Origin of the sequence: Gemmiger formicilis, assembly GCF_018784445.1 — a bacterium.
In the GTDB taxonomy this organism is placed as follows: domain Bacteria; phylum Bacillota; class Clostridia; order Oscillospirales; family Ruminococcaceae; genus Gemmiger.
In genome coordinates this window covers 2,677-9,914 of sequence record NZ_WQOH01000078.1, presented here as the reverse complement: position 1 = coordinate 9,914, position 7,238 = coordinate 2,677, and the positions used below count along the sequence as shown (strand labels likewise).

9 protein-coding genes and 3 pseudogenes are annotated in these 7,238 nt (G+C 46.4%); 1 reads left to right on the top strand and 11 read right to left on the bottom strand.

What is annotated here, in order from left to right; genetic code table 11:
* Window positions 1–44: 44 nt before the first annotated feature.
* From GPK89_RS14835 to GPK89_RS14825, 3 genes are read right to left on the bottom strand one after another with little or no spacing between them, the layout of a single operon-like run.
* Window positions 45–1,667 carry a relaxase/mobilization nuclease domain-containing protein gene (locus GPK89_RS14835; protein WP_215694329.1) on the bottom strand — a complete coding sequence of 541 codons (1,623 nt, stop codon included), beginning with the start codon at window positions 1,665–1,667 and terminating at the stop codon, window positions 45–47.
* Complete coding sequence (locus GPK89_RS14830) at window positions 1,639–2,037, bottom strand: plasmid mobilization protein (protein WP_002569238.1); 399 nt, start codon at window positions 2,035–2,037, stop codon at window positions 1,639–1,641. Before GPK89_RS14830 ends, GPK89_RS14835 begins: the two co-directional genes overlap by 29 nt.
* Entirely contained in the window at window positions 2,021–2,401 is a 381-nt protein-coding gene (locus GPK89_RS14825; RefSeq protein ID WP_215694327.1) for a hypothetical protein, read from the bottom strand. The genes GPK89_RS14830 and GPK89_RS14825 overlap by 17 nt, the downstream gene beginning before the upstream one ends.
* Before the next feature lie 57 nt (window positions 2,402–2,458).
* Between GPK89_RS14825 and GPK89_RS14820 the strand changes: the two genes are divergently transcribed.
* The gene (locus GPK89_RS14820) at window positions 2,459–2,704 is read left to right on the top strand and encodes a hypothetical protein (RefSeq protein WP_215694325.1); all 246 of its coding nucleotides are present in this window, start codon (window positions 2,459–2,461) and stop codon (window positions 2,702–2,704) included.
* A 104-nt stretch (window positions 2,705–2,808) separates the two neighbouring features.
* Here the strand turns inward: GPK89_RS14820 and GPK89_RS14815 are convergent, their stop codons facing one another.
* The 8 genes and pseudogenes from GPK89_RS14815 to GPK89_RS14780 all read right to left on the bottom strand — a co-directional run.
* Complete coding sequence (locus GPK89_RS14815; RefSeq protein WP_215694323.1) at window positions 2,809–3,027, bottom strand: hypothetical protein; 219 nt, start codon at window positions 3,025–3,027, stop codon at window positions 2,809–2,811.
* Between the two features lie 10 nt (window positions 3,028–3,037).
* On the bottom strand, window positions 3,038–4,126 hold the full coding sequence (locus GPK89_RS14810) for a hypothetical protein (protein ID WP_215694321.1): 1,089 nt from the start codon (window positions 4,124–4,126) through the stop codon (window positions 3,038–3,040).
* Between the two features lie 25 nt (window positions 4,127–4,151).
* Entirely contained in the window at window positions 4,152–4,742 is a 591-nt protein-coding gene (locus GPK89_RS14805; protein ID WP_215694319.1) for a hypothetical protein, read from the bottom strand.
* A gap of 228 nt (window positions 4,743–4,970) precedes the next feature.
* Window positions 4,971–5,099, bottom strand: a pseudogene (locus tag GPK89_RS14800) (Maff2 family mobile element protein); the annotation flags it as partial.
* Between the two features lie 94 nt (window positions 5,100–5,193).
* Window positions 5,194–5,409, bottom strand: coding sequence for a Maff2 family mobile element protein (locus GPK89_RS14795; protein WP_005934794.1), 216 nt, complete (start codon window positions 5,407–5,409; stop codon window positions 5,194–5,196).
* 134 nt (window positions 5,410–5,543) lie between these two features.
* Window positions 5,544–6,362 (bottom strand): annotated as a pseudogene (locus GPK89_RS14790) (VirD4-like conjugal transfer protein, CD1115 family); the annotation flags it as partial.
* Between the two features lie 30 nt (window positions 6,363–6,392).
* Complete coding sequence (locus GPK89_RS14785) at window positions 6,393–6,581, bottom strand: transposon-encoded TnpW family protein (protein ID WP_055163299.1); 189 nt, start codon at window positions 6,579–6,581, stop codon at window positions 6,393–6,395.
* A gap of 252 nt (window positions 6,582–6,833) precedes the next feature.
* Window positions 6,834–7,238, bottom strand: a pseudogene (locus tag GPK89_RS14780) (virulence-associated E family protein); the annotation flags it as partial.

Here is a 7,238-nt window from a genome sequence, read left to right as displayed (position 1 = left end):
GCCCCCTTGTTCTGTATGGGTTCGGGTACATTTTGGGGTGGTTTTTATCGCTCCTGTTCCTGCCTTTTCACAGGCTTGCGCTCCCGGCGTAAAATCTGGTCGATATTGCCCTTGACAGTCTGTAAGCGGCGGTATTCCTCCCGTTTTGCCCGGTAATCGTTGTAGCCGCTGTTTTTCTCTTGGATAAGGGTTTCAATCTCTGCTTGCAGGGCTTTATAGCTCGGCAGCTTGGAAATGCCGTTCTCCCTGAAATAGCGGGCGGCTGCGTCTGCTATGATAAAGTCGCTTTCGTACTTCTGACGGTAGGCTGCTTTTGCTTTGGCGTTTTTCTGCTGTTTCAGCCCGTCCCGGACAGGGCGGGTCTTGGAATAGGCAAGCACCTGTCGTTGCAGCTCCTTTTTCCCGTTCAGCGTCTTTTCCACCTGCTTCAGCTCTGCAAGGCTTTCCTGCATGGCGGCATAGGCGGCAGAACAGGCTTCGTCCAGTTCCTCCGGGGAAGAAAAGCCGTACTGCTGGTAGGCAGTAACGGTAGCCGCCATCTGCTTTAGGTTGTGCTTTGCCGCCCAGCGGTCATAACCCACGCCCTTGCCCTCGGCTCGCTTGGCTTCCCGGTCAACCATGCGCTGCAAGATGTTGTCTGCCGGGGTGGTTTTTGCGGCTTTTTCCTCCTGCAAGCGTCCCTTTTGGGTGTGTGGGTATTCCGGTATGGCTTTGGTCTGTTCGGCGGCTCTGTGGGCGTTCTGCATAAGCAGGGCAAGGACAGCAGCCTTGTCAAAATCGTCCCCCAGCTTCCGGGCTGTGATAGGCTTCGTCCTGTCCGGCGTGAGGTAGGAAAGCCGCCCCCGGCTCTCCTTGACGGTCACACCCTCCTGCAGCAAAAGGGAAGAAAACTCGTCAAAGCTGGCAGCTTGGGAAAGTGCCTGCCGTATCGTCCGGCGCAGCTTCGCCTTGTCCGTTTCAAACTTGGTGGGCTTGGTCGGCTGTCCTGCGGCTTCTCTGGCGGCGTTCTCTTTATCAAGGGCAAGCTGCCCTTTCTTTGCCGCCCAGTATTCCCGTTCGGTTATCCGTTCCTTGCTGCCGTTCAAGAGGTCGATTTGGTAAAGCCCCTCCCGGTGGCACATCTCCATGACTTCACTCTTGAAATATTCCATAGCGGCGTTGGTGCAGCGGTGCTTGCAGCCCTCCCGTGTGTCGGCTGGTCTGTCCATGTAGGGCAGAAGCGGGACTTCATAAATCCGCAGGGAGTTGATGACGATATGCACATGGATATTGCCGCTGTGGTTATGCCCGTCCGGGTGGGTGCATACAAGGGCTTGGTGTCCGGGGAAATGCTCTTTGCAGAACTGCTCGCCCAGCTCCTGTGCCCGGTCTACGGTCAAGCCGTTGTCTGTCCCGTCCCGTGGGTCAAAGCTGATGATATAGTGGTGGCTTTTCACATCTTCCCGTTTTTGGTTTTTCTCATAGCGGAGATTGGCTCGCATACAGGCAACGGCGAAATCCTCGCCCCCGCAGTTAAGGGAAGAAATGCGGTAATCCTCCCTCGGTATCAGCCGCCCGTTTTCATCAAGGGTGGGCTTCATGGTAAACTCGTCATGCTCAAATGTGAGGTAGGCTTCCGCTGCGCCATAGTCGGCATTTTTAGAGCTGATATGTTTGAATGTTGCCAACAGCGTCACCCACTTTCTGCAAGACTTCAAACTTTAGGGCAGCAAGGTCGGAAACCGCCGCCCGTACCTCCCCGGCAAGTTGCGGGTAGGGGCTGTGCCACTCGTTCAGTGTCCGGGCTATCTGGTTTAAGTTGCCGCCGATCCTACCGTATTCGGCGGTCAGCTTCCCGACAGCGGCAAGCAGCTCGTCGTTGACGGGGGAAACAGTTATGATGGGGCGTATGGCTGCCCCGGTTATGGCTTGCCGGATAAACTCGGCTTGGCTCATGTTGTAGGCAGAAAGCCTTTCCGCAAACTCGGCGTATTCTTCCTCGGTCATGCGGGTCTTGACTACCCGGCTGCGGTGCGGCGTGTTATATCGTTTTCGCATGGTAAAAACCTCCTTTCGGCTGTGCGTGGTGTCCTCTCACTAATAGGAGAAAAACAGGGTGTGAAGCGGAACTGTTTTTGAAAAATCCGAAAAAATATTTTGAGGGATTTTTAAGCGGCGTAAGCCGCATTAGCAGGGTTTGGGGAAGGCACTCCCCAACAAGATTCCCGCAGGGGCAAAATGAGCGAAAAGCGAATTTTGGTACTGCGGTAGAATCTTGCTCTAAGAAACTGCCGGACTGCTGTTCACTTCCTACTGCCACTTTTTCAGAAAATCGCAACCAGCTTTTTTTATAAAGAGCTGCTGGATTGTCCTCACTTGCTACTGCCACTTTTTCGGGAAATCTATAACCAGCTTTTTTCATAAAAGGCGGCGGGCTGGCATTTTCCCCCTTACTCCCTACAAACCACAAAAGAGCAGAATGGACGGACTTTCCGGCAAGAACTTTTCCGGCGGCTCGGTCTTTCCCGACAATAAGGCGTTTCGGAAGCTGCGTTTTGCCCGCTGTCTGATAGAAAACGGGAAATTTCCTTGCTCACATACCAGTATCGCTACTTTCCCGATTTGCCCAAAATGGGTGCAAAAAAAGCAGCAAATCTTTTTCGGATTTACTGCTTCATGTATCGCTACAGGGCGGGAAGTATTCAATTTTGAAAAAATAATATAATGTAATTCTGTGAAGAATAACCATTGAAATATGAAAGGGTTTCGTCTACTACAATAGGCGAAACCCCTTTCCATACCAATGTCAATAAGATTGGATTTATTATTTTATTTTTTGTCAGTGCCTTTTAGACGATAATTCATAGCCCCAATCTGAAAAGAAATAACACTTCCCACATACAAGATGACATATACAATATCACTATTATTGGAGTCAACATAAAACAAATCATTTTTAGGCATCAAATTAACAAAAATCATCCCCAATGCTATAAATGACACCAAATATACAACTCCACAGAGAATTTTTATAAAATACTTCTTCATATCGCTATCCTCAACTTACTCTGTCTGGATAACAAGTGAACGATTTGTTCAAAGAAATTTCTTCTCTTCCACTATCCCACGAATCAAGCGTGTAACTTGCATTAGCAGTAACCGAGACGCTCGATTTATTAGAAGGACATTGGAAGTTAATTCCCGGTTTAAATGTAAATGCAGCCTTTTGAGCACCTCCACTTAAAGCTGTATTCCATGTTACACCAGATGTAGATACAGATACATCAATATTTGTATCTGTTGTATTTTGTGTCCAACTCAAGCCTAGCTCTAATGAAATATCTTCGCCTAAAGTACCTCCTACATTTACACCTACCGAGCCGGTATTTGCAACTCTTTCTGGACCATAATCATCAACAGTTACACTAGAAGACGAAGTTGAAAGCGTTACATCCAAATCCTCGCCTTGGTATTTCGTCTCATAAGCACCGCCTAAGTCACATCCTGGCATACCAGTAACATTTGCCTTTATGATATAGTGATCTCTGGAATTAAAATTTTGGACGGTATAAACATCATAGTATGCAGTCATTTTTCCTTTAGGTTCTCTAGTATATGTATAATCCTTTTCCCCAATCAAGGAACCACTTGCACGAGTAGCAATAGGTTGTGCTTGATTATCTTTTACTTCGGATATAACTTCTTCAATAAGTGCATTTCTATCTACCGTATCATTGCTTCCAACATTGATTTCGTGAACAGAAAAAACATTGCCATGTTTATAATAAATTGTAGCAATATCAATACCTGGATCAATAATAGCATCATCATTAGAAGCAAATGCAAGCTCAGTATCTGCGGCTGTTACCGGAAGATTTAGTTTTTCTTCCAAGTTCAAAGGTTCATCCGTATTATTTCCAGTAACAACTAGAATCCCTTGTGAATCAAAGAAATTATCTATAACTTCTGGAGATGTATCAAGAATAGCGTCAAATGTATCAATATCGCTATTTGTTATCCAGACAACTTCTCCAGCTTTTTCCGAAAAAGTATTTCTTTCAATTCCCACTTCAGCAGCTAACGCTGTAGAACTACATCCAATTACCATAACTAAAGATAAGAACAAAGCCCCAAATTGTTTTTTCATAAACTTATACCACCTTTCCATCCTACTAGATAATGTCATTTAACTGAATTGTATATGTATGCGACTCTGTGCTATTATAAATATGAGCAAGCGGATCGTCTTTCATGATATACTCAAAGTCATATGTTGTATTAAATGTTATACTCTTTTTGTTACTGCTAATTGAGTATGTATTTTTTGTCACTTTATAACTACTGTATCCCCAGGTCATAGCACAGATTATATCATTTTTATATGTTGTGACTTTGGCATTAGTAATTTTGTCAAAAATATAATCCCCACTAGAATTTACTGCTGCTTTCCAATCAAATATAATCTGGAATGTATATCCTGGCAATCCTGCATCATATTTTTCAGATTCATATGAACCTTCCATAGAAGCACCATAAGTGGTAACAGTGGAATGCTCCATAATGTCATCTACAGATATTGCAACTGTATTATCTGCCATAGAAGAAGGAATCTCTATAGCATACTCCGTCCCTACAAGCACTTCTGCTTTTTCATCAGTAGATAACTCTGCTGCTGATGCAGGAATTACACTGAATAGCATTAAAAGCATTACTGTCAAAAGTGAACAAAATTTCTTGAATCGGCATGAATTTAATAATCTCATAGAAATCCTCCTTTGCATAAGTCCAATTTGCTATTGGCACTAATATTATATACATTTATTCCCTTGATTTCAATAGTGAATATCTATTTTGTATAGATTATTAAATTTAAGTAATGCTTTATTGTTCAATATGACCATTCTTCTACCGAGCACTTAAAATGTGAAAAATTTTTATGGAATAGAGGGGATGATTGTCTGTTTATGTTTTGTGTTACTTTACCGCACATAAGCATTAGCGCCGGGGTTGTCGTTGCCGTAGCCTTCCATGAGGTTGACAACACCCCACACCGCAAGACCTGCGCCGAGGGCGATAACAAGCGTCTGGAGAACCGTAACTGCCTGATTGATAAATGCCATACTTGAATTTCCTCCTTAAATCGTTGGTGAATTGTGAAGGGCGAGTGCCTTTTCCAGCACCCGCCCCGATGGTTACTTCTGCGCGGCTGCCGGATTAACCGAACAGACCGGAGAGCAGAGGGATGAGGGTCGTGCCGATCAGCACCACACCACCGCCAGCCATGAGCTGCTTGATGCCCTGAGACTTAGCGCCGGGGTTGTCGTTGCCGTAGCCTTCCATGAGGTTGACAACACCCCACACTGCGAGACCTGCGCCGAGGGCGATAACGAGCGTCTGAAGAACCGTGACAGCCTGATTGATGAAAGCCATAGATTTTCCTCCTTGAATCGATGAAAGATGAGTGTGTATTTTTGAAAATGGGCATAAAAAAAGAAGCCCCGTCGCTGTTCTGCTTTGGGATGAGCCATCAGGCTTTACCCACTGCGCAGTGCAGCGACGGGGCTTTAATCTGCATCGACCTCGCCCATATCATAGAGGTCGAATGTGTCATCGGGCTTGACTACCAGCTTGTGCTGCCGGTATTTCTCGATGTCAAAGGCGTTCCGCTTGTCATAGTCGGAGAGCTGCCGGTACTTTGGATGCTTCGTAATGTCGTATTTGTTACTGAGAAAAGGTCTCACGCCTCGAAGCTGCAAAATACACTTGGCTCCGTCCATGACGGCGATCTCATCTTGAGACATCAGTTCTTTGCCGGTCTTCTGATAATTCAAGCCATAGGAATTGTTGTTGGAACGGGTTTCCGAGGTGTTGTAAAGGTCGATTGTCTCCTTGCCCAGCACCTCGCTGATTTCCTTGAGGGTCGATTTCTCCTTGCCGCCAAGGAAAAGTGTGCAGTCACAGTTGCCCGTGATGGTGTCAGCCGCATCCTTGTAGATGGTCTTGAGCTGAGACTGGGACTGCAAGATGATTGACGCCGAGATTTCCCGGCTTCGGATGGTGGCGATGAGCTTATCAAACTTCGGGATTTGACCGATGTTCGCAAACTCATCGAGCAGACAGCGCACATGAACGGGAAGCCGTCCGTTGTAAACGTCATCTGCTTTATCGCACAAAAGGTTGAAGAGCTGGGAATACATGATTGCCACGACGAAATTGAAGGTGTCATCGGTATCGGAAATGATGACGAACAGCGCCGTCTTCCGGTCTCCGATGGTGTCCAGCTCCATCTCATCGTAGCTCATCAGTTCCCGCAGCTCTGCGATGTCGAAGGGCGCAAGCCTTGCACCGCAGGAAATCAGGATCGACTTCGCGGTTTTGCCAGAGACGAAAAGTCAAGGACTTTTTCATCAAATTCACAAACAAGTTACATTTTGCTGAATCTCGTTGCGAAGCAGACGCTTGATTTTGTCCTCCATTGTCTCTCTGGCGTTCTCGTTGAAGTGGACACGGACGATATAGGTCGTGCCGTTTATCTGCTTTCTGACGGTGGGTGCGGTGTGCTGGGTGGTGGTCTGTGCTGCTGTGTTTCTGTTTTCTGTCATTCAATACCTCCTGTGAATGAAAAATGCCCGACAAGGAAAGGCTGACAACGAAGTCCTGACAACGGACATTCAAAAACCTTTTATCTTATCGGGCGGCTCTTATTGCTTACTATTTACTTTTTCTTTGAAATCTTGGTTGTCAAGGTTGTCAGAGAGAGAAAAGTCCAGTCTTGACAAGGCTTTTTCGGATTTTGCCCGACAACGGGATTGACAACCGGCTCGGCAACAAGCTGACAACAGGATAGCAATTTTCTATCGCCATCCCTCCGGCAGTTCCATCTGTTCAAGCTCCGCATCGGAGAGAGGAATAAATCTTCCGTCTCCGTTGTCAGCTTCTCCGTTGTCGGGCAACTCACGCTCCCAACCTTTCTGACGAAGATACGGCTTCGGGAAGTGTCTCGGATTGCTGAAAGACTTCCAACCTTTGACAACATTGTTCATAATGTCGTTTATCTCTCGCAGTTCCCATTGCTTCGGCTCGTCATACTCATGCCCCAATGCTTCTCTGTAAAGCTGTTTGGAGCAGACGGCATTGCCTGTGTAGCTGTCCAGATAATCAAGTATCTGTCCGGCTTTGGTGTCCTCCGGCATAAACTCCCTTTGATGTGCTTTCAGATACTCATTCATTGTCGGGCTAAACCGCAGCTTGAAGTCTCT